23 protein-coding genes are annotated in these 24,855 nt (G+C 42.4%); 14 read left to right on the top strand and 9 right to left on the bottom strand.

Annotated features, from left to right (window positions below; translation table 11 throughout):
• Positions 1-233 precede the first annotated feature (233 nt).
• On the bottom strand, positions 234-785 hold the full coding sequence (locus RXV91_RS12085; protein WP_316440057.1) for a hypothetical protein: 552 nt from the start codon (positions 783-785) through the stop codon (positions 234-236).
• A gap of 180 nt (positions 786-965) precedes the next feature.
• Between RXV91_RS12085 and trxA the strand changes: the two genes are divergently transcribed.
• Positions 966-1,298: a thioredoxin gene (gene trxA / locus RXV91_RS12080; protein WP_316440056.1), complete on the top strand. Its 333-nt coding sequence runs from the start codon at positions 966-968 to the stop codon at positions 1,296-1,298.
• A 97-nt stretch (positions 1,299-1,395) separates the two neighbouring features.
• Here trxA and RXV91_RS12075 read toward each other — a convergent pair whose 3' ends face one another.
• A complete protein-coding gene (locus tag RXV91_RS12075; RefSeq protein WP_316440055.1) occupies positions 1,396-1,722 on the bottom strand; it encodes a hypothetical protein in 327 nt (108 codons plus the stop codon).
• A gap of 294 nt (positions 1,723-2,016) precedes the next feature.
• Between RXV91_RS12075 and RXV91_RS12070 the strand changes: the two genes are divergently transcribed.
• Positions 2,017-2,571, top strand: coding sequence for a hypothetical protein (locus tag RXV91_RS12070; RefSeq protein ID WP_316440138.1), 555 nt, complete (start codon positions 2,017-2,019; stop codon positions 2,569-2,571).
• 59 nt (positions 2,572-2,630) lie between these two features.
• Here RXV91_RS12070 and RXV91_RS12065 read toward each other — a convergent pair whose 3' ends face one another.
• Positions 2,631-3,032, bottom strand: coding sequence for a hypothetical protein (locus tag RXV91_RS12065; RefSeq protein WP_316440054.1), 402 nt, complete (start codon positions 3,030-3,032; stop codon positions 2,631-2,633).
• 252 nt (positions 3,033-3,284) lie between these two features.
• Positions 3,285-3,749, bottom strand: a complete 465-nt coding sequence (ndk, locus tag RXV91_RS12060) for a nucleoside-diphosphate kinase (RefSeq protein WP_316440053.1) — start codon at positions 3,747-3,749, stop codon at positions 3,285-3,287.
• Between the two features lie 233 nt (positions 3,750-3,982).
• On the opposite strand from ndk, the gene RXV91_RS12055 reads away from it, so the two are divergent.
• Both RXV91_RS12055 and RXV91_RS12050 read left to right on the top strand, forming a co-directional pair.
• Complete coding sequence (locus RXV91_RS12055) at positions 3,983-5,329, top strand: DUF2252 domain-containing protein (RefSeq protein ID WP_316440052.1); 1,347 nt, start codon at positions 3,983-3,985, stop codon at positions 5,327-5,329.
• Between the two features lie 311 nt (positions 5,330-5,640).
• Complete coding sequence (locus RXV91_RS12050; RefSeq protein ID WP_316440050.1) at positions 5,641-6,189, top strand: NADPH-dependent FMN reductase; 549 nt, start codon at positions 5,641-5,643, stop codon at positions 6,187-6,189.
• Between the two features lie 122 nt (positions 6,190-6,311).
• Here the strand turns inward: RXV91_RS12050 and epsC are convergent, their stop codons facing one another.
• From epsC to map, 4 genes are all read right to left on the bottom strand, one after another.
• Positions 6,312-6,854: a serine O-acetyltransferase EpsC gene (gene epsC, locus RXV91_RS12045; protein WP_316440049.1), complete on the bottom strand. Its 543-nt coding sequence runs from the start codon at positions 6,852-6,854 to the stop codon at positions 6,312-6,314.
• 4 nt (positions 6,855-6,858) lie between these two features.
• On the bottom strand, positions 6,859-8,004 hold the full coding sequence (locus tag RXV91_RS12040; protein WP_316440048.1) for an aminotransferase class I/II-fold pyridoxal phosphate-dependent enzyme: 1,146 nt from the start codon (positions 8,002-8,004) through the stop codon (positions 6,859-6,861).
• Positions 8,005-8,015: 11 nt separating this feature from the next.
• Complete coding sequence (locus RXV91_RS12035) at positions 8,016-8,927, bottom strand: cysteine synthase family protein (protein WP_316440047.1); 912 nt, start codon at positions 8,925-8,927, stop codon at positions 8,016-8,018.
• Positions 8,928-9,511: 584 nt separating this feature from the next.
• On the bottom strand, positions 9,512-10,303 hold the full coding sequence (gene map / locus RXV91_RS12030) for a type I methionyl aminopeptidase (protein ID WP_316440046.1): 792 nt from the start codon (positions 10,301-10,303) through the stop codon (positions 9,512-9,514).
• Positions 10,304-10,663: 360 nt separating this feature from the next.
• On the opposite strand from map, the gene pnuC reads away from it, so the two are divergent.
• The 7 genes from pnuC (at position 10,664) to RXV91_RS11995 (ending at position 19,110) form a co-directional block, all read left to right on the top strand.
• Positions 10,664-11,440, top strand: a complete 777-nt coding sequence (pnuC, locus tag RXV91_RS12025; RefSeq protein ID WP_316440137.1) for a nicotinamide riboside transporter PnuC — start codon at positions 10,664-10,666, stop codon at positions 11,438-11,440.
• Positions 11,441-11,637: 197 nt separating this feature from the next.
• Positions 11,638-11,916 carry a DUF2089 family protein gene (locus RXV91_RS12020; RefSeq protein ID WP_396426775.1) on the top strand — a complete coding sequence of 93 codons (279 nt, stop codon included), beginning with the start codon at positions 11,638-11,640 and terminating at the stop codon, positions 11,914-11,916.
• A complete protein-coding gene (locus RXV91_RS12015) occupies positions 11,909-12,196 on the top strand; it encodes a hypothetical protein (protein WP_316440045.1) in 288 nt (95 codons plus the stop codon). Before RXV91_RS12020 ends, RXV91_RS12015 begins: the two co-directional genes overlap by 8 nt.
• A 316-nt stretch (positions 12,197-12,512) precedes the next feature.
• On the top strand, positions 12,513-13,232 hold the full coding sequence (gene treR, locus RXV91_RS12010; protein ID WP_316440044.1) for a trehalose operon repressor: 720 nt from the start codon (positions 12,513-12,515) through the stop codon (positions 13,230-13,232).
• Between the two features lie 24 nt (positions 13,233-13,256).
• The gene (treC, locus tag RXV91_RS12005) at positions 13,257-14,900 is read left to right on the top strand and encodes an alpha,alpha-phosphotrehalase (protein ID WP_316440043.1); all 1,644 of its coding nucleotides are present in this window, start codon (positions 13,257-13,259) and stop codon (positions 14,898-14,900) included.
• A gap of 16 nt (positions 14,901-14,916) precedes the next feature.
• The gene (locus RXV91_RS12000; protein WP_316440042.1) at positions 14,917-16,914 is read left to right on the top strand and encodes a glucose PTS transporter subunit IIA; all 1,998 of its coding nucleotides are present in this window, start codon (positions 14,917-14,919) and stop codon (positions 16,912-16,914) included.
• A gap of 231 nt (positions 16,915-17,145) precedes the next feature.
• Positions 17,146-19,110 (top strand): glucose PTS transporter subunit IIA, encoded by a 1,965-nt coding sequence (locus RXV91_RS11995; protein WP_316440041.1) that lies wholly within the window; start codon positions 17,146-17,148, stop codon positions 19,108-19,110.
• A 41-nt stretch (positions 19,111-19,151) separates the two neighbouring features.
• Here the strand turns inward: RXV91_RS11995 and RXV91_RS11990 are convergent, their stop codons facing one another.
• The gene (locus RXV91_RS11990; RefSeq protein ID WP_316440040.1) at positions 19,152-19,934 is read right to left on the bottom strand and encodes a hypothetical protein; all 783 of its coding nucleotides are present in this window, start codon (positions 19,932-19,934) and stop codon (positions 19,152-19,154) included.
• A 360-nt stretch (positions 19,935-20,294) separates the two neighbouring features.
• Between RXV91_RS11990 and tagD the strand changes: the two genes are divergently transcribed.
• The 3 genes from tagD to RXV91_RS11975 are packed head-to-tail and all read left to right on the top strand — an operon-like array spanning position 20,295 to position 24,803.
• Positions 20,295-20,699: a glycerol-3-phosphate cytidylyltransferase gene (tagD, locus tag RXV91_RS11985; RefSeq protein ID WP_021730542.1), complete on the top strand. Its 405-nt coding sequence runs from the start codon at positions 20,295-20,297 to the stop codon at positions 20,697-20,699.
• A 24-nt stretch (positions 20,700-20,723) separates the two neighbouring features.
• On the top strand, positions 20,724-21,932 hold the full coding sequence (locus tag RXV91_RS11980; RefSeq protein WP_060677562.1) for a CDP-glycerol glycerophosphotransferase family protein: 1,209 nt from the start codon (positions 20,724-20,726) through the stop codon (positions 21,930-21,932).
• Between the two features lie 51 nt (positions 21,933-21,983).
• On the top strand, positions 21,984-24,803 hold the full coding sequence (locus RXV91_RS11975) for a glycosyltransferase (protein ID WP_316440038.1): 2,820 nt from the start codon (positions 21,984-21,986) through the stop codon (positions 24,801-24,803).
• Positions 24,804-24,855: the final 52 nt, after the last annotated feature.

Genomic DNA, 24,855 nt, shown 5'->3' with positions numbered 1-24,855 from the left:
AACTAATTGCTAACCGCCATGGCAATTAGCTGCAAAAGGCGCCCAGAATTTAATTCTGGGCGCCTTTTGCGTCTTGCCTAACAAATTGATAGCGGCCATCGCTGGGTGAATTAAGTTGAACTATGAACGCATAGGTAGTCTATTTTTAAGACTGGCAGCACGCGTTAATTTGGACGCTAACTGTTGTGCTACCAAAGTAAGCCTGATGAGCAAGTATGTTGACCAGCATATGGCTACTTTTCCCAGAAATGCCACCAAGGTTTGGCTGCTTGGGTGGCTTGTTGATCAAGTTGGACAAGGACTTGGTTTAAGCGGTCACTGAGTGAATCTAAGCGCCGGATGATCATCTCTTGCTGCTTATAGAGTTCAGCATTAGTCGGGCCATCTGGCTTGGCAGCTGGCGCCATTTTGCTGGGATCGATAGATGCTGTCGTAGTGACTGCCGATTTTGTGGGAGTTGCGGGCGCTGGTTTCTCAGACTGAGCCGTTGTTGCCACTGGTTGCTTTGGCGTCGAGACTTTGGCACCAAACGCCCGTCCTAGCGCAGTGGCTAATGTTGTGCCTTGTTCGGCGAGTTCGATGGCTGTCTGAAAAATCTTTAGATCAGCGGCAGTATATAAGCGATGACTGTTATCGGCAGGGCGGAAGCGGTTTTCATCGTTAAGTTGTTTTTCGACCATGGTACTATATTTGCGCAATGTCACGGCCTTAATCCCAAGTTGTTCAGCAGCAACGGAAGCGACTAATTCAGAGTCCTGTTCAGGACTGATCGTTTGTGTAGACACAAAAATTCCTCCTTTAAGTTGTATCGTTTCTATAACGCTATTATATCGAATTTTCAGTTGATGGGACACCGATATACTAAGATTTTGTGACCTATGTACGTGATTCAGACCCATAAATCGTAATTTCAAGAGGAAACATGCTATGATAGAACGGAAATCAATTGGAAATGAGGATTAGACATGATCGAACCAGTCGATAAAACAACTTTTGCGACGGTTGCTGACGATACTGCGTTAACCGTGGTTGATTTTTGGGCTGCTTGGTGTGGCCCTTGCAAGATGCAGGAACCGGTACTTGAAGCGTTAGATGAGCTGTATGACGGTCAAGTGAAATTTGCTTCCCTTGATGTTGACCAACATCAAGAAATTGCTCAAAAATTTGAGATTATGAGTATTCCGGCGCTAGTGATATTCAAGAATGGCCAGCCTGCTGAAAAAGTGGTTGGTTTTCACCCACAAGCGGCGCTGAAAAAATATTTAGATCAAAAACTAGCCGAAGTGACGACTGCTTAACGGGCGATACCACTAACGGTAGTTATTGAAGTGATGAATAAGTCACTCAAGAATCTGTTACTGATTCTTGAGTGGCTTATTTTTTTAGGCTAGCAGTTTAAGCGTCATGACGTAATTGATAAGCGGCCCACGCGCTGAAAATGGCAACGCCGAGAATCGCGAGGTTAATGAGCATCGTCTCTGTCAGCGGCTGCGTTGACGGAGAGAAATACCATTGTTCTAGTAGAAAGGTGTACAAAAATACGGGGGTGTAGAAGTAGCGGAGTGACCACTGCTGGCGATGTAACCACATCAGCGCGATTCCCAACAACCATATCAGTACTGAAATAACACCCGTCACAAATCGATTGGCTAGCATCGTCAGTGTGGCAATTATGGCTAGTAGATAGGGTACGGTAATAATTGGATTCTTCAATAAGTTCATAGGTACCTCCTTGTTAAAAATCTAATACTAAACTAAGTATATCGTGATAATTAAAATGCTTGTAGTGTCATTGCAAAACACGATATTGAAATCGTGATTTTTATAATAAATCAGTTTAGCTGTCAAGTTAGAAATCGTTAATAGTTTAAAGGGAAGGGTAACTAATAATGGCGAATTGATGCTATTGCCCCTATTAATAATTAAATTATTACTGGTTTCGCTAATACAATTGCTAAGACCATGTTAAATTAAGTAGCGTAATTATGATCAAGTGGAGGCTAATTATTGAAAAAAATGATTTGGGCGTTGCGAGTTGGAATTATATTCTTGGGTGGCTGTTTAGTCTGGGAACAAGTACAGATTGATCGGCAAGAAAAGGGCTATCAACGGACTAGACAACAAAGACGAATACATCATGGTACGGCGAGGAGGGGTAAGGTAATTCAGCAGCCACAACTTAGTGATTTTTCGGCTACCAAGGTGGAGGCCGCCAAGGTTTGGTTATATTTTAAGGGAACCCGGGTCATTGACGAAGCGACTCCGTTACATATTCGTAAGATTGCGGCCGGTCAACGAATTCGGCCAGATGATCCGGCGAGCGCCGTCTATGATTATCAGCTGACTCAGATTTATAGTGATGATTTGCAAGATGCAACCAATAGTGTCACGTATAAACGCACGGCTAATAATACTGTCATAGTCATACCAAATCGTTCAACACAACTGGCACAAGGAGAGTCAAACACTCATGACGAGCGGGTAATACAGCCATTACTTCAGACGCAAGAAATAACTCTGTCGGCGAAGCCATCTGCAACGTTACTCAGAGTGGTTCAACTCATTATTTAAACGCACTAATAGGCTAACCATGACAGTTGTGGTTAGCCTATTGGTGCGATATTGATTGGCTAATAGTGACTATAGAGTTGCTCAATTAAGTCATCACTATTTGTAATGAGCTGACGATTTAGTGAGATTAGGTAATCTGGTTGTGATGGATGAACGATATTATAGAAAGTATCCTCAATGATACAACCAGTTAAAGTAAATGTACGCTGGCGACTTTGAACAATAATAGTGAAGGATCGTCCATGACTGGTTACGATAACGTTTAGCCCCATTAAATGCGTTAGATTCAGACCTAAAGTGGCAGTCGAATCAGTTAATCCTGGTGTGCCAGTATGTTTGATTAGGAATAGACATTCATCGATACGCCGTAATGAATTAAACATCGAAAATTTACTGGTGTTGATCGTATCCGCTTTGACCGCCCTTGACCGCTGTATATATGGTCTAACGACTAAGTTCATAATGATTCCCCCAAACCATTTGGTTGATTGGTTTAATCATAACTAGTAAGAACGAATAGTGCGAAAATTTTGGCACGTGGTGACAGTTAGTTGGTCCAGTTTACGGGTTAGCTTTGGAAGTTTTACTAACGTTGGTGTGGTGCAATGAAGATTAAAGCCCAGTTAATATAAATTCGCAATTACTGGTAATAATGGTGTTCAAACCACTTATCAGTAATTGCGAATTTTATTATCTGGATGATAAAAATGGCGCTATGCTTTTACCTTGCTGTCTGCTTTTCGCGCTTTGACAGCCAATTCAGGAAACCAAATGGCAATTTCGTGATGCGCATTTTCACGACTGTCTGAGGTATGGATAACATTGCGTAAAATACCATCTGGATATTCATGGGAGAAATCACCCCGGATAGTGCCAGGTTGAGCTTCGGCAGGTCGGGTGCTACCAGCCAAACGATGCACGGCTTTGACGACACCAGTACCACTCACGATAATGGCAACGAGTGGGCCTTCCATCATGTAGGTCTCGATTTCTTTAAAGTAAGGTTTGCCAACCTTCTCACTATAATGTTGTTGAAGTTGTTCCGCGGTTGCTTTAATAACCTTTAAGGCGGCAATTTGATAACCCTTGCGTTCTAACCGGGTGATAATCTCACCAATGTGTCCTTCACTGACACCATCGGGTTTAACTAGGACCAATGTTTTTTCAGAATTTGCCATAAGACGTGACCTCCTCGCTTTTGAAAGCGGTATCATTTATAACTTAAATTGTAGGTGACTTTAGGTGACACGTCAACTAGAATCACTATTTTATCATGAAAATTGCTTGTAAATTAAGGTCAGCTGGTCAATAATTGGGACGCGAGACGCTGATTTAACTTGCTTGATTATTTTATATCATTGGAATAAATCGCTATAATAAAACTAGTAAACCATAAAAGGATTTGATACTCATGCCACCACTTGATTTAACTCATATTCGACAACATCATACGGTTGCTGAATTAATTGCGCTAGGAAAAGCGCGGCGCCAAGTCACCTCATTTGAAAAGTTAGGGACATTTACACCGGTGAAACGAAATGCCAGTGACTATCTGAAGCATGTTCGGGAGATGCTGGTTCCAGAATTGTTGCCATTACGTCGTGAGCGGATGGCTGCTTCAGCTTTTGCATTCTTTCGTGGATCGGTTGAATTAATGGATTATGACTTAGACTATCAGGCATCAACTAAAATTCCGGCCGTTGTTTGTGGCGACGCCCACATTGGTAACTTTGGGTTCTATGCATCACCAGAACGGCGGCTTGTGTTTGATCTAAATGATTTTGACGAAGCCGGTGTTCACCCGTGGGAATGGGACCTACGACGATTATTAGTCAGTGTACTACTGGCTGCGCGCGATTCTAATTTTAAACCTAAGAAAGTTGAAAAATTAGTGCAAGTCGCGAGTGCGAGTTATCGTGAAGCGCTCAAGGGGATGTTTGACCAGACTACGCTGGACCGCTTTTATCGTGATAATGAGGTTCAAGCTGTTTTGAATTTTGGTGGTGCGCCGGAAGATACGGTCGATCTGATTGCATCCTTAGTTAAAAAGGCTCAAAAACGTAATTCAGAACAAGTGGTACGTAAGTTTACGGTCACTAATAGTCAGGGCGAACGGCAATTTAAAGATAATGCGCCCCGTTCAGTTCATATTGACCGACAGACTTATCAAGGACTGAAAGCAGGAATTCACGAATATTTATTAAATGTTCGGACCGATGTTGCTTTGTTACTGTCGCAATATGAAGTCACTGATATCATTCGCCATAGTGTGGGTGTTGGCAGTTTCGGGTCATTATGTTACTTGGTGCTTTTGACAAGTACGGATGGCAGTCACATGGTGTTACAAATTAAGGAGGCGCTACCGACACGGAAAGTCGGGAGTCAGTCGCGGCCAGCTTTAACGGCTGCGATGGAATTAACGGAAGGGCAACGAATCGTCAGCTCACAACGAATTTTACAAGCGACCTCGGATGCGTTCTTAGGCTATTTCCAAATGAAAAATAAGAGTTTCTATGTTCGCCAATTTCGGGATATGAAGGAATCTATCGACATTCCAACCTTAGATTGGGGTCAATTCCAAGCATATGCGAATACTTGCGCAATGATTCTAGCAAAGGCCCACGCGCAAAGCCCGACGGCGGCCATGATTCGGGGCTATGTTGGTAATTCGGGCAAGTTTGATGAAGCTATGGCTAAGTGGGCCATGGCGTACGTTGAACAAGTTGATAATGATTATCAAGATTTCTTGGATGAATAATGTTTTTTGAACAAAGCTTCGAGCAAATGTGAGGTTGCAACAAGTTACAGCCATACTGGTGTTGAAAGGAGTCGTTAGCATAGTACGGGGCCATCGGAATTAGCGTCATTCCGATGGCTTTTTTGCCGTTAACTAGTCATATACTAAAATGTTTTTAAAAAGTGTAAATGCTGATTTGTCGGTGATTTTCATCGATCAGATAAGTGATTTTAAAAATTGATAGGCTAAAATGGTTGCACTTTTTCAACAACTTGATATACTTACTATTAGTAAGTGAAACGAATAATTTAGTTTTGAAAGGATTGTTTGACATGACAAAATATGGTGTAATTGTAGGTTCTATTCGTAAAAATTCTTATTCTAAAGGGGTTGCCGATGCCATTGTGGCTGGGTTACCAGATGATGCTGAAGTAACGTACCTAAATATCGCTAAGTTGCCATTATATAACCAAGACTATGATGCCGATTCTCCCGTAGAATACAAGGAATTTCGTCAGGCCGTTGCAGCCCAAGATGCTTTTATCTTCGTAACGCCCGAACATAATCGGAGCATCCCAGCGGCCTTGAAGAATGCCTTGGACGTTGCTTCTCGTCCTTGGGGTCAAAGTGTTTGGGGTGGCAAACCTGCTTTAGTTGCATCACAATCGATTTCTGGGATTGCTGGCGTCTTGGCCCACCATGTTTTACGTCAATCATTGGTCTTTTTAGATATGCCAACAATGCAACAACCAGAATTGTACATTGGCAATACTGATAAGTTAGCTGATGAAAATGGGCGCATCACTAATGAAGGCACGCAAACATTTTTAGCCGGTGCTGGTAAGCAATTTAGTGAATTTGCTGCAAAGTTTGTCAAATAATCTTGAGTCATTAATATACTTTAAGTTAACGCAAAAAACGGACGTATAAAATCAATTTTGATTTTATACGTCCGTTTTATTATCGAGACAAGTAGCTCGTTATTTTGAGCAACGACTTAGAATCAAGCCCGATTGCTTGCCACCTCATGATAAGCGTGTAACTGCGCTGTGACCAGATGGGCCGGATTGCCGACTGCAGTTACGTGGGCTGGAACGCTATCTAAAACAATTGCCCCGGCACCAATTTTACTGTAGGCGCCAATCGTGATAGAACCCAAGATTTGGGCGTGGGCCCCAATGAAAGCACCGTGACCGATACAGGGATGTCGACGACCAGTTTGGGTGACTTTGCGCGCGCCCAAAGTGACGCCATGTAAAATCGTGACATCGTCTTCGATAACTGCCGTTGCACCAATAACAGTACCGATGCCATGATCTAAGAAGACCCGGTGACCAATTTGCGCAGCCGGATGAATCAGAATACCGGTACGCCGTGCAGCATGTTGACTCAGCAAGGCGGCTATTAATGGTAAGTGGTGCGTTTCAAAATAGTGGGCAACTCGGTACCAGGCGAGCACGTGGATGCCGGGATAGGTTAGAACAATTGTCCACAAATTGGTAGCGGCGGGATCACGATCTAGGATAGCACGGGCTGTCTGCCACATCAGCTTAATTGGTCTGGACGCTAGCAAACCCGCGCTCAAGGTCTGCTAACAAGTCGTCACTAGCCTCAACGCCTACCGACAAGCGAATCAACTCGTCTTTGATGCCGTTCTGTAAGCGAAGTGGACGGGGAATAGCACCGTGGGTCATTAAGGCGGGAATTTCAATTAAGCTTTCCAATGCCCCAAGGCTTTCTGCAAGTGTAATAACTTGTAAATGCTCAACGAAGGTTTGAGGATTCATCCCTGGTTGTAATTCAAATGAGATCATTGCGCCGAAACCATTCATTTGTTGTTTAGCAATTGGGTAATCTGGGTTGTCAACATCACCTGGGTAGTAAATTTTAGCAACGGCCGGGTGCGCTTTTAAATAAGTGAAAATTTTTTCAGCGTTGGCTAGGTGTGCTTGCATCCGTAGGGCTAACGTTTTCATGCCGCGTTGTAACAGCCAGCTTTCCTGTGGTGCCAAGATGCTACCGATGGCGTTTTGCAAGTAGCCGACTTTTTCACCAAGCGCTGGTGTTTTAGTGACAACTAGGCCACCGATAACATCACTGTGACCACCGAGATATTTTGAAGCACTGTGTAAAACAATGTCAACACCTAGATCTAATGGTTTTTGAACGTATGGGGAGGCGAAAGTGTTGTCGATGATACTTAGTAAATTATGCGCCTGAGCAAGCGTAGCAATGGCGGCAATATCTGTAATTCGGAGCAACGGATTGGTTGGCGTTTCCAAGTAAATTGCCTTAGTGGCGGGTGTAATTGCAGCTTCAACGGCGGTCAAATCACGTGTGTCAACAGCCGTAAAAGTCATGCCGAAGTGTTTTAAGACTGCGTCAATTAAGCGGAATGTGCCACCGTAAACATCGTTGCCTACAATGATGTGATCACCTGTTGAAAATAGTGAGAAGACGGTATTGATGGCAGCGGAGCCAGAAGCAAAAGCGAAGCCAGCGGTGCCATGTTCCAAGGTCGCAATTAGTGCTTCAACGGCCGTCCGGGTTGGATTACCCGTCCGCGAATATTCGTATTGATTTTGACCGATTTTGGTTTGTCGGAAGGTCGAGGCCATGTAGATGGGTACAGAAGTCGCACCAGTAGTTGCGTCCTCGCTAATGCCACCGTGAATTAATTGAGTTTCGAATTTCATTGTTAAAGTCCTCATTTCGTATAAATTTTTTGACTCAGATAACGCTCACTACTATCGGGAAAGATGGTCACGATATGACTGTTGGCAGGCAGCTTGGCGGCAATTTGTAAACTAGCGGCAAGGGCAGCGCCGCTAGAACTACCGACTAACAAGCCGTGTTGACGGGCTAACTGTCGCACTTGTGAGAAGGCGTCGGCGTCAGTAATGGTCAGCGTCTGATCGATGCGCACCTGATCGAAAAATGGTGGGATAAATTCAACGCCGATGCCCTCAGTTCGGTGAGGATGGGTCGGTCCACCATTTAAAATGGAGCCCTCTGGTTCAACGACCACGGCTTGGGTTGCTGAATCTTGAGCTTGGAGATAAGCCGCAACGCCGGCAAAAGTTCCGCCACTACCGGCGCCGGCAACGAAGGCAGTTATGGGAGCAGGCATGTCCGCCAGAATTTCTGGTGCCAGTGTGTGGTAATAAGCGGCCGGATTCGCAGGATTCTTGAATTGCATGGGGACGTAACTGTTTGAGATCGTTGCGGCTAGTGCCTCAGCTTTGCGAATGGCGCCTTTGATTCCTTCCTCGCTAGGTGTATGAACGATTTCAGCACCCAATGCTTGCATTAAAACTTGTTTTTCCATACTGAACTTTTCTGGGACTACCAAGATGGTCCGCAAGTGATGCGTTTGGGTTGCTAAGGCTAAACCGATTCCGGTGTTACCAGCAGTTGGTTCGATAATCGTTGTTGTTGAATTGATTTGGCCTCGTTGCAAGCCGTCTTGAATCAGATAGGCCCCGAGTCGGTCTTTGATACTGCCACCGGGATTGGACATTTCGAGCTTGGCATAAATGTGACTGTGATTTGGAACGTCGATTGGTAATGCCATCAAAGGTGTGTGACCGATAAGCTCTTGTACGTGCTGAATGAGCATATAAATTCCTCCAAATAGATGTGGTGGGGTGCCAAAAACGACAAAAAGGGCGCGAGAATTCGAATGAATTCCTCGCGCCCAGTACAATATCCAGCCATGCTGGACATTGATTTTAGGATGACACTCCTCAAAAAGTCAATGCTTAACAGGCCGAACATCGCAATAAGCGCGCAGTTCGACAACAACAGTTATTCAAAGCATTACTTGTTAATTGAGTCATGTCTGATCCTCCTCTGATTAATTGGCACTAACTATACAAGATATCTTTGCGGTCGTCAAGCAGTGAGTAACTAATTTTGGTGTGACGTGTTACTCGGGATTTGCTAAGGCTGTTATGAGACGAGCTTTGGTGTTAATTTGTCGTTATTATTAAAATAATTATTTTATTGGTGATGAATTAGCTTGTCATAAATTGACAATAAGCTGAGCAAAGTTTGCTACGAGTGGGTTTTTAAACTAATCAGAATTAAGCCTGTTCCAATAGTCGCATTAAATTAGCATAGATTAATTCCCGCTAAAAATAAAAACAGCATTACCCTAACTGAATTAGGGTGGTGCTGTTTAATATTATAATTAAAATGATATTACTTATTCCATAAGTATTTAGCATCAAAATCATTATCGAATGATGATAAAATCTTAGGACCGTCATTGGTGACAACGAGGGTGTGTTCGTACTGACAGCTGAGGCTGCCGTCTAAAGTGCGAACTGTCCAACCATCATCGGCAGTTTCGCCAGAACGCCAGTCACCAATGTTGACCATTGGTTCAATAGTAATGGTCATACCAGCTTTTAGACGGGTGCCGTGCCCAGCTTCGCCATAATGTGGAACGTCAGGCTTTTCGTGCATTGTGGGTCCAATGCCATGGCCGATGTATTCGCGAACGACACCGTAACCCATTTCGTTTTCAGCGTAGTTTTGAATCGCCCAACCAATATCACCGATACGGTTGCCGACAACGGCTTGGTCGATGCCGAGGTATAGCGCTTTGTGGGTTACTTCCATTAATTTCTTAACTTCTGGTGCAGGGGTCCCGGCAACAAAGGCGTGGCAAGAATCACTGAGGTAGCCGTGGTAATTAATGACTGTGTCGACTTTTAATAAGTCACCGTCTTTAACTAAGATATCCTTGCTAGGACAACCGTGGCAAATCATGTCATTGACACTGACACAAGTTGAGTATTTGTAACCTTCAAAGTTAAGTTCGCCAGGGGTGGCATCGTGCGCGATGATGTATTCGTAGGCGAAGTGATCAACATCCCAAGTTGTAATTCCTGGCTTGATGTAATCTTCAAGGGCGTGGAACAAGCCAACCATAATATTACCGGCAGCTTGCATCCCTTGGATTTCACGATCTGATTTAAGCGTAATCATGAGGTTCCTCCAAAAAAATAATTATATTGTGATGCTAAAAGTTTGTTCCTCTCCAGTATACTGCAAGCATTGTATTGCGACAAAACGCATTGTTTTGACCTGATATTGACAACGCTATCAGTGGGCCGAAACCCAAAAAATATAAAAAAATCAGCATGCCAAAAATACCAAATTGCCGGGGCGCAGTTGGATTGATTGTGGACAACTCAATATAAATTTGGAATTTTACTCTGTTCATCGGCCAAGATAATGATACAATATATTGTGTTGTTTTAAACGGAAACACTACATGTAGTAGTGTGACGTGACTGGTTGGCCAACTAGACACCTACAACCGCATCTGAAAACGGAAAGAGGAGCATTATTTTGAGTAATTATTTTAAATTTTTATCCCACCAACTAAAGGGTTGGCCACAACAAAACTACTATTTATTCTATTTTAGCTTAGGATGTCAAGTAATGACGTTAGTGAGCGCCCCAATCACAGCATTGTCTATTCTAACATTTATTGGGACGACATTGGGGGTTCTTTGTGTGTTAGCCATTAATGCAGCTAAGTCAGTTAATGGGTTATTAGGGGTCATCTCCGCGGCTTGTTTCATCGTAGTTGGTTTTTCAGCTAAGAACTATTTAAGTATCGGAGAACAATTGGCCTATGTTGTGACACTAGATATTCCGGTGCTACTAAGTGCTAATTGGAACGTTAACATGGTTTCGAAAATTCGGAAATTTACGGGTAAGACATGGGTGATTGCAATTGTTGCAACCCTAGTTGTCTATGCGATTTCGGGCTATCTCATTGGTGCCTTGACCGATGATCCGCGGCCATGGATTGATGCCATTAGTTTTGCGATTTGTTTAACGGCTGGCGTTATTTGTTTCCTCCGTTACAACAATCAGTATTTCTGGTGGATTGCCTCTGGTTTAGCACAAATGGTTCTCTGGTTCATCTCGTTCCGTCAAGGTTCGGCGACACTAGCAATGTTCATTAATAGTTCCGTTTATCTGATGAACGATGTCTTGGCTTTCACTGTTTCACCTTGGTATAACAAACATGAACGCGCGCGGTTGATGGCTGAAGAACAAGCAGCAAGTGCGGATGCTAGTGATAATCAGGCATTTAGGTTGAATCACTAAAGGTCAGCTAATAAATCTACTGAGACTAGTAGCGTTAATATTCTAAATAAGGCGAGTACTGTAATTCTTTTGGATTAGGGTGCTCGTCTTTATTTGAATAGCCGAGTATTACAACAACTATCAAATATATGTCTTTTAATTGACATTGTTATAAATAATGTTAAAGTTTAATAAATAATATTAAAAAGAGGAATGCTATGGACTGGTTTATGAATTTAGAACGTGAGGATCAGGAATTTGTTAAACAATTGGTTATTGCCTCAGGCTCTCTAAAACAACTCGCCAAGATTTATCAAGTAAGTTATCCAACTGTGCGAATGCGGCTAAACACGATTATTCAAAAAATTAACTTTATTGAGGACAACGGTGGAAATACGTTTGAAACGAAGGTTATGAAATTGGTAATCGATGAGAAATTATCGTTAGAGGTAGCAAAACAGATTATTACTGACTTTAGGGAGGAACAACATGAGTGATTTTAAAGGAATTCTGCTTGGTATGTTGGTCGTTGCAGTGCTCTATATGTTAGATCGATACTTACCAAGGTGGTTTGGTGCGATTCCGGGAGCTGGATTTTTAGGCTTTATTATTTACATTGCTTTTACAAAAGAGGTTTCTTTATTATCAATAGTAACCGTATTGTTAGTTGGCGAAGCCGTGCTGAATGGTATCTGGATAGATGCACTTGCGAACCGAAAGAGAACAATGAAAAAAGAAGTAGCAACAATGAAAGCGAAAGATTTATTGCGAAAATAGTAATATTAATGAAATTCATCAGATATAGAATCGACATTGGTTGGAGATTGCTGTTAGCGCTCTGCGAATGTCGATTTTTTATTATGGTGCGGACTATCCTGCTAGTTCAACCAATACTGTATAGGTGCTGGCACTTATTATGAAGCAGTTATTGAATACTGAAATATAAGCTCGAATTTTGTGAACCCTAGACATGTCTAGACTTGATCCGGCTGGTATAATCTACAAATTTAATTGGGTTATTACTTAAATGTTGACAACTTGTCTAAACAAGTATATATTCGTAAATGAAAACGATAACAAAGGGGTGGTTGCCGTGAATAAAGCGGCCTTAGTTTATCAAGATTTGCTCCAGAAGATTGATGCGGAAGTTTACCCGATTGGGAGTTATTTACCGAGTGAACATCAGCTTTGTGAGCTATATGGCATTTCACGTGAGACTGGACGCAAGGCGTTAGCAACGTTGGCTGAGGATGGCTATATTCAAAAAATTCGTGGTAAAGGGTCCATTGTGATTGAGCATCGACAGTATGAATTTCCAGTTTCTGGCATTGTGAGTTATAAAGAGTTAGCCGAAAAGTTACACATTAAGACGCAAAATATTGTTTATGACTATCAACCGGATGCCACGTTACCGGTTGCTGACTTTACGTCACTTGGTATTGAATTGACGGAAGCGCCAGTGACGGCCATCAAACGGGTCCGAGTGATCGATGGCGAACCAGCGATTATTGATAAGGATTATATTTTGAAATCGGTTGTTCCGGAAGTTCCCAAACAAGCGGCGGAAGACTCACTGTACGCGTATTTTGAAAATCAACTTGGGTTGACGATCGGTTACGCGACGAAGGAAATTACGATGGCGCCGGCAACTGATGAGGACCGCGAACACCTCGCTATTAGTAAGGGCGCCTATGTGGCAGTTGTTCGAAGCGTGACGAGCCTCACGGATGCGCGAGCGTTCCAGTATACGGAATCACGACACCGGGCGGATCGCTTTAGTTTCCGCGATTTTGCTCGGCGAACTAAGAAATAAGATGTGGCATGAGAGGGATAGCGCATGAAATTATCAGAACAAGTGATTTATCAGATTTATCCGAAGTCGTTTTACGACAGCAATGGCGATGGCGTCGGTGATTTACGGGGTGTTATTGAAAAGATCGACTACCTCAAAAAGTTGAATATTGACATGATTTGGTTTAATCCGTTTTTTGTCTCACCACAAAATGATAACGGTTACGATATTGCAGATTACTACCATATTGACCCCATGTTTGGCACGATGGCTGATTTTGAAGAACTCGTTGCAAAGCTGAAAGCAAATGGTATTGGAGTCATGTTGGATATGGTTCTTAATCATACTTCAACTGAACACGAGTGGTTTCAAAAGGCTTTGGCGGGTGATGAGAAGTATCAGAAGTTTTACTATCTCCGTCCTCCCAAGGCTGATGGTAATCTACCGACCAATTGGGAATCTAAATTTGGTGGTCCGGCCTGGGCGCCGTTTGGTGATACTGGTTTGCACTATTTACATTTATATGATCCGACTCAGGCCGATTTGGATTGGCATAATCCGGCCGTACGACAAGCGTGTGCCGCCGTTGTCAATTTCTGGCGGCAAAAGGGCGTGCAGGGTTTTCGTTTCGATGTCATCAACGTTACCGGTAAAGCTGAGAAGTTGGTGGACGCACCTAAGGGGGTCCCTAGCAAGACGTTGTATACTGACACCCCCGTTGTTCATGATTATTTAAAGGAATTGAACGCGGCAAGCTTCGGCCAGGATGTAGATAGCGTCACAGTGGGGGAGATGTCTTCAACAACCGTTGCGAACAGTGTTGGTTATACTAATCCGGCTAATCACGAACTCTCGATGGTCTTTAATTTCCATCATTTGAAGACGGATTATGTTGATGGACGGAAGTGGTCCCGAATGGCCTTCGATTTCCCACGATTGAAACAATTATTAGATAGTTGGGCCAGTGGAATGGCAGCTGGTGGTGGCTGGCAGGCTTTGTTTTGGAATAATCATGATCAGCCACGAGCGCTGAATCGCTTTGGTGACGCCGGTCGTTATCGTGTCAAGTCCGCTGAAATGCTGGCGACGGTCATTCACCTCTTGCGTGGGACACCGTTTATCTATATGGGTGAGGAACTCGGTATGACTGATCCGGACTATGATAACATGGCTGATTACGTGGACATTGAGGCATTAAATGCTTATCGGGCTTTAATTCGTAGTGGGTACAGTCATCACGATGCGTTTACGATTGTTAAGACTAAGGCGCGCGATAACTCGCGGACGCCGATGCAATGGGATGATAGCGCCAAGGCTGGTTTCACTACTGGTAAACCGTGGTTGACACCGACTAATCAGGCGACGATTAACGTGGCCCATGAATTGGCTAGTGGCGAGATTTTTGACTATTATCAACGGCTCATTAAGCTAAGAAAAACGATGCCGATCGTCGCGGATGGTGGTTATCAATCGTGGCGCTTAGATGACCCGCAAGTCTTCGGCTATTGGCGGACGTACCACCAGCAAAAGCTATTAGTGCTTAATAATTTCTATGGCAAGTCGACAACGGTGACACTTCCGGAAGAAATGGTCGGTGCACAGGTGTTACTTTCCAATTATCAAGATGTTAATGTCACAGCACAATTGACGATGCAACCCTATCAAGCAGTTGCACTGTTGTTAGGTTAAGAATGGAGGAATGGGTATGGCAAAGGCACAAACAGTAACAATTTTGTCGCCGGTCAATGGGGACGTTATTGTGTTAAATAAGGTTAAAGACCCGGTTTTTTCAGCCGGTATGATGGGACTGGGCTTTGGCGTTCAACCTTCAAGTGGAGAAGTTGTTGCACCAGTCAGTGGTCAGGTCACGATGGTGGCTGAGACGAAACACGCGATTGGGTTCACAACGCCTGATGATCATTTGGAAGTATTAGTGCATCTCGGAATCGACACGGTCGATTTAAAGGGCGCTCCGTTCACGGTCAAAGTGGCCGCGGGCGATGATGTTCAAGCGGGTGATGTGATTGCTACTATGGATTTAGCTGCTGTTCAAGCCGCTAATCGACAAACTACGGTGATTTTAGCGGTAACCAATACTAGTGATAAATTAGAATCACTAGATGTCGTTACGGGGCCAAAAGCTGCCGGTGACGTGACAGCTACGGGTCGTCTGAACGCTAACACATTTAATGCTAAGCGGCAGAATCGATTACCAAAAGCGGGTAAATATGATCAGTTGGCCGCGGATATTGTGGCTAATGTTGGTGGTGTCGAGAACATTAGTAGTTTGATTCACTGTATTACCCGGTTACGTTTTTATTTGAAAGATGAAAGTAAGGCTAATGATGACGTTGTGCGGGACTTAAAAGGGGTCATTGACGTAGCTAAAGCGGGTGGCCAATATCAAGTTGTGATTGGTCCCGCTGTCACGGATGTCTATGATGCAGTCATCAAGCAAATAGGACCGGAATTTTCAAATGATTCGGAGACGGCTAAAGCTGTTGCTGAGACTGCCGCAGCAGCTCAGCGGCCAACGACGCCGTGGGGCAAAGTTAAATGGGGTATCAGTAATTTAATTGGTGTTATCACGGGTTCAATGATTCCCGTCATTGGATTATTAGCAGCCTCTGGTATTTTAAAGGGAATTCTTGCGTTATTGACCACATTCAAGTTAGTTAGCCCGACCGCACCAACGTACGTGATTATTAATGCGATGGGCGACTCGGTATTTTATTTCTTACCAATCTTCGTCGGCTTTACGGCTGGTAAAAAGTTAGGGGCAGATCCGGTGATCATGGGAATCATCGGTGGGGTACTGACTTATCCAGCTATTGTAACGATGGCCAGTGGTAAAGCGACGAGTACGCTTTTAGGAATGGGTATCAACGCAAACTTCTTTGGCTTGCCGGTACACGTTGCCTCGTATACGTATTCAATTTTTCCGATGATTGCGGGGGCCTGGTTAGCAAGTAAGTTGGAACCATGGTTAAAACGAGTGATTCCAACGGTATTACGAATGATTTTTGTGCCATTATTTGAAGTTGTGATTGTTTCCGGTGCGATTCTATTATTCCTTGGTCCAATTATTACCGTGCTTTCAACGGGATTGGCAAATATTATTGTGTGGGTCTACAATTTGAGCCCTGCGATTTCTGGCTTAATCATTGGTGGCTTCTATCAAGTATTGGTGATCTTCGGGTTGCACTGGGCGGTTATTCCGATTGTTGCCAATGATATTGCAACAACGGGTCATAGTTACTTGAATGCGATTATTTCAGCAACGATGGTTGCCCAGGGGGGTGCGGTATTAGCGATTGCCTTAAAGTCGAAGCTTGCCAATATCCAAGAACTTGCCTGGCCAGCAACGATTTCAGCCTTCTGTGGTGTTACCGAACCAGCTATGTACGGGATCAACTTGAAGTATGGTCGGGCCTTTGTGACTGCTAGTATTGGGGCGGCAGTCGGGGGTTTCTTAACCGGCTTACTGAACGTTAACATGTGGGGCTTTACGGGGTCACTAATTGGTTTCACATCCTTCGTTAATCCGAAGGGACTGGACTTTAGTTTTTACGGTTTCTTAATTGCATCTGCGGCAACGATCGTTGTATCTTTCGCTTTAACTTGGATGTTTGGGTTTAAGGATGAAGACGTGAATGCGGTTAAAGTTGCACCTAAAAAGCGGCACCTAGGTGAAGCGGCTTAATAAGTGCCAGGATAAAATAATTAATGTTAGAACTGACAAGTGTTTTTCCGATTTGGAGGAATACTTGTTTTTTTGATGTTTAGTCGACTTAACAAATTGAGAATTGTGATGGTAAGTGATGGTGATTGGTTTAATGATGATGATAGAATTTTAGTGAATCATGATTGAGCGTTAAATAGTAAATCTTTTTGGATCATTTGGGAGTTAGGCTAGAAACCTTAAATATGAGGGATGATGATCATGAAGAAAAGTAATGAAGTATCTGTCTTAGCTCCGGTTGCCGGTCACGTGTTGCCGTTAGCAGCAGTTCAGGATCCTGTTTTTGCGGCAGAACAAACGGGACCGGGATTCGGGGTTCAACCAACAGCTGGTCAAATCATGGCACCAGTGAGTGGTCGAGTGACGTTAGTAGCGGCGACGAAGCATGCGATTGGTATTGTAATGCCGACTGGTCTAGCAGTTCTGATACATCTGGGTATCGATACAGTGGTCTTAAATGGTGCACCATTTGTACTTCACGTGCAGGTTGGTGATGAGGTGGCGGCCGGAGCGTTAGTAGCCGATATGGATTTAGCGGCGGTTGAGCAGGCGCACAAGTTGACAACCGTTCTCGTTATCGTAACGAACGAGCAGAAAGCGTTAGCATCATTGACATTATTGCCATTAACGAAGTCAATAGCGGCTGGGGACGTCGCTGCAATCGCTCATTTAGCGGTAGCCACAACAGAATCGGCGACAGTGACATCATCTGCCAATCACGCTGCGACGTATTATCCAGCGTTGGCAACGGCAATTATTGCCAATGTGGGTGGTCAACAAAATATTAATAGTGTGATTCATTGTATGACCCGGTTGCGATTTTATCTGAAAGATGAAGCCTTGGCACATGATTCGGTTATTGCGAACTTGGACGATGTGATTGATGTTGCTAAGGCTGGTGGGCAGTATCAAGTTGTGATTGGTCTGGGAGTGAACGATGTTTTTGATGCGGTACTGGCACAACTAGAGCCTGAATTTGCAGACGATGAGCCAGTACCTAGTGCTAAGCAGGAGTCAAATGAGGTTAATTGGTTAAGCCGTGTGCGAGGTGGTGCTAGCGATGTCATCGGTGTGATGACCGCATCAATGATTCCGGTGATTGGGATTCTAGCGGGGTCGGGGATTTTAAAGGGTATTTTGGCTGCGTTAACAGGTTTCAACGTTTTGACAGTGACTGGTGGGACGTACATGGTGTTGAATGCGGTAGCTGATGCGACGTTTTACTTTTTGCCAGTCGTCCTAGGATTTACCGCTGCAAAAAAATTAGGTTCGGACCCGATTGTGTTAGCGATTGTTGGCGCTATTCTTATCTATCCGAGCCTGATAACGGCGGCTGGTAAGAGCGCCACGGCCCAAATCACGTTTCTGGGCGTTCCAACTCACTTAATGTCATATTCGGCGTCTGTGTTTCCAATGATTGTGGCCGCGTGGCTAGGAACGTACGTTGAGCGGGGCTTGAAATACGTCATTCCATTGTATTTACGAAGCGTCTTTATTCCGATTGTTGAGGCCCTGATTTTGGCGGTCGTGGTATTGGTGATAGTTGGCCCCCTGATTACAATTCTCAGCAAGGATTTGGCGAATGGCCTAGTTTCTGTGTATAATTTTAGCCCCGCATTATCAGGGTTAGTCATTGGTAGCCTATACCAGACGATGGTTATCTTTGGGTTACATTGGGGCATTATTCCAATTGTGATTAATGATATTGCAACGAATGGACACAGCTATTTGAACGCGATTCTATCGATTACAATGGTTGCTCAAGGTGGCGCGGTTTTGGCCGTCTTCTTGAAGACTAGGGATAGACATTTGAAAGAAATTTCTTTGGCAGCAGCTATTTCAGCTTTTTGCGGCATTACAGAGCCCGCACTATATGGAGTTAATCTGAAATACAAGCGGGTTTTCATTGTTGCTAGTATTGCCAGTGGTTTGGGTGGCTTATTGACTGGATTATTACGTGTTAATAATTACGCGCTGTCTGGTTCGTTGATCGGTTTTCCGGCGTTCATCACCCCGGGGGTTGGTATTGGGACTAACTTCTATGGTTATTTAATATCTCATTACGGGACGCTAGTGCTTGCAACAACGTTAGTCTATTTATTTGGTTTTTCAGATAAACGATTAGGTTCTAAAACGAATTTAAGAGCGGATCAGTAACTAAAACAAGGCTCCTGCTGAATATAGCGGGGGTCTTGTTTTTATGAGCTAATGGCTTGTAACCGCGCCTGCTGTTGAATGGCTTCAACGTAAATACGAACAAAATCAGTGCCGTACAGAACGGATAATTGTTGTTCTAGATTTGGCGTTGGTGGTAATATTTTTAATAAGGGTCGAATCCATTGGTTAGTCGGTAATAGTCGTAATAAATGGTGACTAGTAAACTGCGAAAACAAGAGATTACGGCCAAAGTATTGCCCGAGATGATCTTGAAAAGCTGGTTGCTTAACTGGCACCAGTTGTAGACTGCTATTGTTCATGTTACCCAACAATAACTTGGCGTGACTAAAATCGGCGTGAAGGTCAAAGTGTTGGTTTTTATAAGCTTTAGCGATTTCAGGAGCTAATTGGACTAACCAGATAAGTTGATGTTGTTCCAAATGCAAAATCAATCTGAGTGTCATAACATCAGTTGTTGTGAGTTGGTAACTGTAGCGCTGTAATATGGCTGGCGTCAAAGCTTCGTGTAAAGTACGCTGAACGGTATCGAAATTACCAGCCTCCCAACTAATGGCTAATTGATCATGATTCGTGAGCCATAGTAAATGATCTGCGATTCGTAGGGTTAAAAACTGTGGAGCGGCCGTGTGCGGCTGTTTTAGCATTAATAACCAGTATGAACTGGCACTGGAACGAGCAAAGTTACGTGCTAAGACGTGAGCATTTGTTGGTAGTGCTAATTGGACGGCTAATTGCAATTGTCGGCGATCAGCGGCAGTATTAACAAACTGGTGCGGGTCGTGGGTGATACGTCGTTTTGCCATAGACATTCCTCCTTAATTAATACACTGCCTTAATTATAGGTCAAAAAGCGGGGAATGGCGTATTGAATATTTAGGTTTAGGGATGAATATGGAAATTGAAAAATTTTCACATGCTTATATGTGTTGACTGATAAATAACTGGCTAGTGTAAAATAGGCTGGATGGTTATACCATGATAGCGTTACTTTGTATAAACATATTCACTATAGTTATTGTTCTGTATAAAGCTCGGAGACTGCATATCATTAAGAATTGTATAATGATAGGTGGAGTTAGGATTTTCATGATATAATAGCCTTGTTTATATTCAGGGTAAGAGTTATTAATTTAGCGAAGTAATTTTAGGAGGAGTTTTTTACTATGAAGCGAGTTATTACGTATGGAACTTTTGATTTATTACATTATGGGCATATTGAATTGCTCAAGCGTGCCAAATCGCTTGGTGATTACTTAATTGTTGCTTTATCAACAGATGAGTTTAACTGGGATAGTAAGCAGAAAAAGGCTTATTTCTCATATGAAAAACGAAAGGCGCTATTGGAAGCTATTCGTTATGTTGATTTGGTTATTCCTGAAAATTCATGGGATCAAAAAGTTAGTGACGTAAAATTGTACCAGATTGATCGCTTTGTCATGGGTGATGATTGGACTGGCAAATTTGATTTTGTTGGTGAACAAACTGATGCTGAAGTCATCTATTTACCACGGACTCCTGAAATCTCAACCACTAAGATTAAGCAAGACTTGAATTTCAATCAAAAATAAACGTGTGATGGGGAATTCAATAAAATGGCATTAAAAGATATTATCAGTCAGGTTTATCGTCGACTGTTCAATGTAATTGCGACTGTGTGCCCAGTGAGAAAACACGTTGTTTTGTTTGAGGCGTTTAATGGTAAACTTCCAATGGATAATCCGTTATATGTTTACGAAGCACTTCAGATTGCGCATCCAGATTGGAAGCTAGTCTGGGGTGTTAAGCGTCAGTTGGTTGCAGAAGCCCAAGAAAAGTATCCCAAGTTGAAAATCATTCCACGATTCTCAGCCAAATGGTTATTAGTGGCACCAGTGGCAGAGTTCTGGGTTCTGAATGCTCGGATGCCATATTGGTTAAAGAAAAACTCACGAACGACTTATATCCAGACTTGGCATGGTACACCGTTAAAGCGTCTGGGTATTGATATCCCAAATGTTTCAATGCCTGGTACTGATACAAATCAGTATCGTCAGAATTTCACAACGGAGAGTAAACGTTGGGATTTTTTAATTGCGCCAAATCAGTTTTCGAAAGAGGTCTTTCGAAAAGCATTTGATTTCAAAAATCAGTTCTTGGATTATGGCTATCCTCGTAATGATCGGTTAGTGCATCAACGTAAGAATCGCGATGTGATTGCGGCAATTAAAAAAAGAATTGTTGGAAATAAGACAGGCAAAGTGATTTTATATGCGCCAACTTGGCGAGATGATTTTTTCATCCGTAAGGGTATGTATAAAATGAACTTGCCTTTTAGTTTGGTCGCAGTTGTTAAAAGTCTTAGTAAGGAAGATGTGCTTATTATTCGACCGCATTACTTGGTGGCTGAGTCGATTAATATTCAAGGTTTTGAAGATAACGTTAAATTATGTGTGGATGAAGATATTAATGATTTGTACTTAATTAGTGATCTATTGATTACGGATTATTCTTCGGTCATGTTTGATTACGCAATCTTAAATCGGCCGATGTTATTCTATCCTTATGACTTAGCGCATTATCAGGGTGATGTTCGTGGATTCTACTTTGATTACAACAAGGTTCCTGGTCCGATTGTCACTAATGAGCAGGATTTTCTGGCAAAGCTAGATCAGTTCTTGACTAATGGTGGTTATCCAAATGAGATAGCTAAGATGATGGCATTTCGGACACAATTCACGGAATGGGAGCAAGGAACGGCTAGTCAACGAGTTGTGAAGTTGATTACTAGCATAGATCAGAACGCAAATAATTATACAGGCTAATCCGTTAGGCTAGAGTGCTGTAGTCAAGTACAAGGAGTAATGATATATATTATGGGAAAGATGAATACCATCAAACTCGCGTGTAAGTTTGTTGCGCGGCCAATCCGGGAGTTTGTAACTAAGCCGGCAATTCGTCAAATTAATTTTTATTTATACTATGTGAAACATAGCAAAGTTCAAGAAAAGGCTGTTTTCTTGGAATCGTATCATGCTGTCAATTTGACTGGAAATGTGTATGCGATGTATCAAAAGATGGTACAGGAATATCCGGATTATGCGTACTATTGGGCATACAAAGACGAAGATACAATTCCTGCGGATATTATGACGGATACCAAGAGACATCGAGTACATTTAGTTAAGTACGAATCACGTCAATATATGAAGGCTTTAGCTACCTCAAAGTATTTAATTAACGATACTTCCTTCATGCCTTATTTTATCAAAAGGGATGGGCAACGGTATCTGAATACTTGGCACGGGACACCTTTAAAAACACTGGGATTAGATATTAAAGGTTCAGGTAGGGCAGACCATAAGAACATTCAGCGTAATTTATTGGCTGCTGATGTCTTAGCTATGCCTAACAAGTTTACGGCTGAGCATTTAATTACGAGCCATGATTTAAACGGCATTTTTCCAAATGAAGTTTATATTACTGGTAATCCACGGGTTGATAACTTGCTGGGGACACTAGTTTCAGAGGATACGCAAGTGCTGAAAGAGCGCTTGGGGCTTCCAGCTGAGAAGATAATCTTATATGCGCCAACTTGGAAAAAAGATGTGGAATATACTACTGAAGCCGATATTTTACAGTTGTTAAATGAAGTCCAACGATTGCAGGAACGTGTACCATCTGGCTACAAAGTGTTTTTAAAAGTACATTATTTTATTTATGATAAATTAGTTGAAATGGGATATGGTGATCAATTGATTTCAAATGCCATTGATACCAATACATTGTTACGTGGTGTGGATGTATTGATTACGGATTATTCCAGTATCTTTTTCGACTTTTTGCCGATTCAACGACCTGTTATGTTTTATGTTCCTGATAAGGATAGTTACGCAAAAAATCGAGGCTTCTACAAGCCGCTTGATACACTTCCAGGACTGGTCACAGATAAGTTTGATCAATTGCTTGATGACTGTAATCAAAAATACTTTGATTCATGGGCAAAAACTTACGAACAACAGTACAATGATTATAAAACCGAATTCTTGAGTTATGATGATGGCAAAGCGACTGAACGCGCAGTACAAGTGTTGTTTGAAGAGTCGTCATCGGTTGAGCGGTTTAATTTCAACAACAATAAAAAGAAGTTATTGATTTATGCTGGAGGATTCTATAATAACGGGATTACAAATTCTATTATTAATTTATCTAGAAATTTTGACACTAATAAATATGAATTAGTGTTTGTTGATTATCCGCGGATGCGCCCCGAAAAAGAATATAATATGAGTCGTTTACCCGATAACGTACATTTTATTTTTAATTTTTCATGGGCAACTAGAACATTCTTTGATACGTATAATCAGAATACTAGCTACCACTTCGGGTTTAATTCAAAGTTAGTTAACCAAAACAAGATGAGGGCAACGTATCAGCTGAATTTTAGGCGTATTTTTGGTAACTTTATGCCATATGAAGTTATTGACTTTGGTGGCTACAACAAAGCTATTACTGGATTATTTGCTTTATCACCGGTTCCAAAAAAGGTTGTCTTTCTGCACAATACTATGTGGGATGAATATAATAAAATTGTTAATGGGCGATACAAGCATCGTAAGAATCTGCGTGTTACGTTTACTTATTATCAATATTTTGACAAAATCATTTCAGTTTCCAAATCAGCTAATAAACGAAATCGGGAAGATTTGAGTCAGTATGCTGATTCTGCTAAGTTTACTTGGGTTGAGAATCTAGTTAATGGTGCCGAAATTGAAAAAGAATTATCTGAGGTAAAGCAACAAGTGGATAATGGCGATTCACTGATAGAACTTACTAAGACAGAGACGTCAAGCGGAATTATTACAACTCAATTATTCCATCCTGTAGATCAGAGTTATTTTAATTTTGTGACGGTGGCAAGGCTGTCTCCTGAAAAGAACCATTTAGGATTAATTCAAGCATTTAAGTTAGTGCATGATAATTATCCGAAGACGCGATTATATATTGTCGGGGATGGTCCAATACGACTAGAAGTAGAGCAACTTATTTCCGGCCTAGGGTTAGATGAATCAGTGTTTATGATGGGATTTTTGCAGAACCCAATGAAATTTGTGTCATTTACTGATTATGTTGTACTGCCATCAGTTACAGAGGGTCAAGGGCTTGCTATTATTGAAGCTTTGCTTGCACACAAGCCGGTTGTTGGAACAGATGTTGCTGGCATTCAAGATGTAATCAAGGGCGGACGTTTTGGCTTACTGAGCGGTAAAAATGCCGTAGCAAATCCAAATAGTTTGGCGAATACTTTAGCTCTCTCAATTGAGACCAGAGACAGTATCAAGTATGTAAAAACTGTAAAGGAACCATTGGAAATCTTTCATGCTGAAACTCAAGTTGACGGTCAATGGCTTACTAGTTCAGATGAGTGGAAAAATCCAGATATCGTTTTGGGAAATGGTAATAATGGGCGTGCATTCGTTGAAATTAAACACGTTGAAAGTTATCCGAATTACGGGGTGTTTATTGACGGAAATCGTGTAGCTCAGAACAGTCAACTTGCTCATTATGATGTACAAAATGATGCAGCAATAATGATTGTGCTAGATATGGAGCAACAGGTTTGTTTTGAACGCTTTGATTGGCGAGAGTATAATCGTAATGCTTTAAATGAATTTGAAACTAGGGCAATTCTTTGAGATTCTACTTGTTATTAATTCTATGAGTGCGATTTACGTTATGTCGCATAGA

This window comes from Lactiplantibacillus sp. DA1 (assembly GCF_032681335.1).
GTDB lineage: Bacteria > Bacillota > Bacilli > Lactobacillales > Lactobacillaceae > Lactiplantibacillus.
This window is presented reverse-complemented; position numbering and strand designations above follow the sequence as displayed.

Coding starts and splice junctions, on each gene's coding strand:
- map (WP_316440046.1), bottom strand. CDS start 10,303: ATGATTACGCTTAAATCAGATCGTGAAATCCAAGGGATGCAAGCTGCC.
- epsC (WP_316440049.1), bottom strand. CDS start 6,854: ATGTGGCAGACAGCCCGTGCTATCCTAGATCGTGATCCCGCCGCTACC.
- RXV91_RS11990 (WP_316440040.1), bottom strand. CDS start 19,934: ATGGCAAAACGACGTATCACCCACGACCCGCACCAGTTTGTTAATACT.
- RXV91_RS12035 (WP_316440047.1), bottom strand. CDS start 8,927: ATGCTCATTCAGCACGTACAAGAGCTTATCGGTCACACACCTTTGATG.
- RXV91_RS12040 (WP_316440048.1), bottom strand. CDS start 8,004: ATGAAATTCGAAACTCAATTAATTCACGGTGGCATTAGCGAGGACGCA.
- RXV91_RS12065 (WP_316440054.1), bottom strand. CDS start 3,032: ATGAACTTAGTCGTTAGACCATATATACAGCGGTCAAGGGCGGTCAAA.
- RXV91_RS12075 (WP_316440055.1), bottom strand. CDS start 1,722: ATGAACTTATTGAAGAATCCAATTATTACCGTACCCTATCTACTAGCC.
- RXV91_RS12015 (WP_316440045.1), top strand. CDS start 11,909: ATGAGTGATTTTAAAGGAATTCTGCTTGGTATGTTGGTCGTTGCAGTG.
- tagD (WP_021730542.1), top strand. CDS start 20,295: ATGAAGCGAGTTATTACGTATGGAACTTTTGATTTATTACATTATGGG.
- ndk (WP_316440053.1), bottom strand. CDS start 3,749: ATGGCAAATTCTGAAAAAACATTGGTCCTAGTTAAACCCGATGGTGTC.
- RXV91_RS12070 (WP_316440138.1), top strand. CDS start 2,017: ATGATTTGGGCGTTGCGAGTTGGAATTATATTCTTGGGTGGCTGTTTA.
- RXV91_RS11995 (WP_316440041.1), top strand. CDS start 17,146: ATGATGATCATGAAGAAAAGTAATGAAGTATCTGTCTTAGCTCCGGTT.
- RXV91_RS12050 (WP_316440050.1), top strand. CDS start 5,641: ATGACAAAATATGGTGTAATTGTAGGTTCTATTCGTAAAAATTCTTAT.
- RXV91_RS11975 (WP_316440038.1), top strand. CDS start 21,984: ATGGGAAAGATGAATACCATCAAACTCGCGTGTAAGTTTGTTGCGCGG.
- treC (WP_316440043.1), top strand. CDS start 13,257: ATGAAATTATCAGAACAAGTGATTTATCAGATTTATCCGAAGTCGTTT.
- RXV91_RS12055 (WP_316440052.1), top strand. CDS start 3,983: ATGCCACCACTTGATTTAACTCATATTCGACAACATCATACGGTTGCT.
- RXV91_RS11980 (WP_060677562.1), top strand. CDS start 20,724: ATGGCATTAAAAGATATTATCAGTCAGGTTTATCGTCGACTGTTCAAT.
- RXV91_RS12020 (WP_396426775.1), top strand. CDS start 11,638: ATGGACTGGTTTATGAATTTAGAACGTGAGGATCAGGAATTTGTTAAA.
- RXV91_RS12000 (WP_316440042.1), top strand. CDS start 14,917: ATGGCAAAGGCACAAACAGTAACAATTTTGTCGCCGGTCAATGGGGAC.
- trxA (WP_316440056.1), top strand. CDS start 966: ATGATCGAACCAGTCGATAAAACAACTTTTGCGACGGTTGCTGACGAT.